Raw genomic sequence first — 1,480 nt, forward strand, 5'->3', positions numbered from 1 at the left:
GCATTTGATTACACATAAGTCAGTCGCCCAGTTCTCGGGCGTATCTGAGGCCGGCGGCGAAATCTGTCACTCGCTGCAGGCCTTGCCAGATAGTCTTGACTCCAGGTTCGCCGTCGCCTTTGCGCGCCAAGAAGCCGCCGAGCATGGCGACCAAGCGCACGACCTCATTCAGACGCGGTGAGCTCTTCGGCGGTTTCTTCTTGTTGAGAATGAATGCCGCTCGCCATTCATCGTGCTCGAACAGCAGTCCTGCATCCAGGTCGGGGCAAGTTCGACCCAGTCGCATCAACCGAGCGATGCGCCATGCCACCACCATGAACAGCGCCAAGGCACGCTCAAGCCGTGCCATCGATGCGAGTTGCAACGCCTCGACCCGACAGCCGTTCTTGAGCACATGAAAGAATAGTTCGACCTCCCAGCGCGCGCGGTACCAGTCGATAAGCTGCGCGGCCGCGTCAAGGTCGTTCACCTCGCGATTACTCAGCAGTCGCCATTCAATCGGCTTGACGCCTGCCGGCGGGTCGACCTCGCGGGCGACGATGCAAGTGGCGCTCACCACGCCGCCTGCAGCGTCAGACAACGCGACGCGTTGCGCCCACACCTGCTGCCGTACCGCGCGCGCTGGCTGAGCCTGACGGGCTGCCAGCGTAAAGTGAATCCTGCCCGTTGGCTCACCCGAAGTCACTTGGTCCCACAGCTTGCCGCCGTCAGGCAAGGTGCGATTGTGCTGCGAGCGCAGTAACCAATCCGCCGGGTGGCCCAACTCCTTTGCTTTGACCATCAGCGCCATGATGTCCGATTCCCGGTCAGCCACATAGACCAGTCGCGTGGCAGGCAGTGCGGCCGCTTGTTCGGCAACCCGCTCATATCCTTCGGTCCAGCGGGTGCTTTCCTTGATGCCGGGGCGCACGCCATCCGCCCCCTTGGACTCGCGCGCCCACATGTATGCGTCAAGCACCCCCAGCGGTTCGCGCGATGGCGTCACCGCGTAAGTCGGGTGCAGATACAGCCCGCGTTGCGCTTCATACGACAGCGGACCCAAGCCTGCGATGGTCTGGCCGTTAAAGTCCAATTGCGTGGTGTCCTGAATACATAGCACTACTTCGCACGCCCGCATCCGTTCGGTCGAATTCTGCCAATGTGGCGCCATGATGTCGCGCCAGTCCAGCTCCTCTTGCGCGAGGAAGCGATACGCTGCCGCCGTTTCCGCCCAGCCGCCGCATGCGTTGGGGATGCTTGCCGTCGGCTTCTCCGCCAGCCGCTCCGCCAGTAGCACGGCGCGCTTGTTCAGGCGTTCATCGCCCAAATCGATGCCCTTGAGTTCTGCCGCCGCCCAGCTCGATTTCTCTTGCGTCATGTGCCGCCCAAAATGCAAGAGTTAACGCCAGTCCGAAAGAGTTTACAACCCCATCCGCTATGTCATTGACCGTAAACGACTTTTCGCGGCGCGCCACTGTCACGACTTATGTGTAATGAGGTG

General features: G+C 61.6%; 1 protein-coding gene. It reads right to left on the reverse strand.

The features are described 5' to 3' along the window. Positions 1-19: 19 nt before the first annotated feature. Positions 20-1,357: an IS4 family transposase gene (locus AWB82_RS36615; protein WP_086974105.1), complete on the reverse strand. Its 1,338-nt coding sequence runs from the start codon at positions 1,355-1,357 to the stop codon at positions 20-22. Between the last annotated feature and the right edge of the window lie 123 nt (positions 1,358-1,480).

It is taken from the genome of Caballeronia glebae (assembly GCF_001545035.1).
GTDB classification, from domain to species: domain Bacteria; phylum Pseudomonadota; class Gammaproteobacteria; order Burkholderiales; family Burkholderiaceae; genus Caballeronia; species Caballeronia glebae.

Coding starts and splice junctions, on each gene's coding strand:
- AWB82_RS36615 (WP_086974105.1), bottom strand. CDS start 1,357: ATGACGCAAGAGAAATCGAGCTGGGCGGCGGCAGAACTCAAGGGCATC.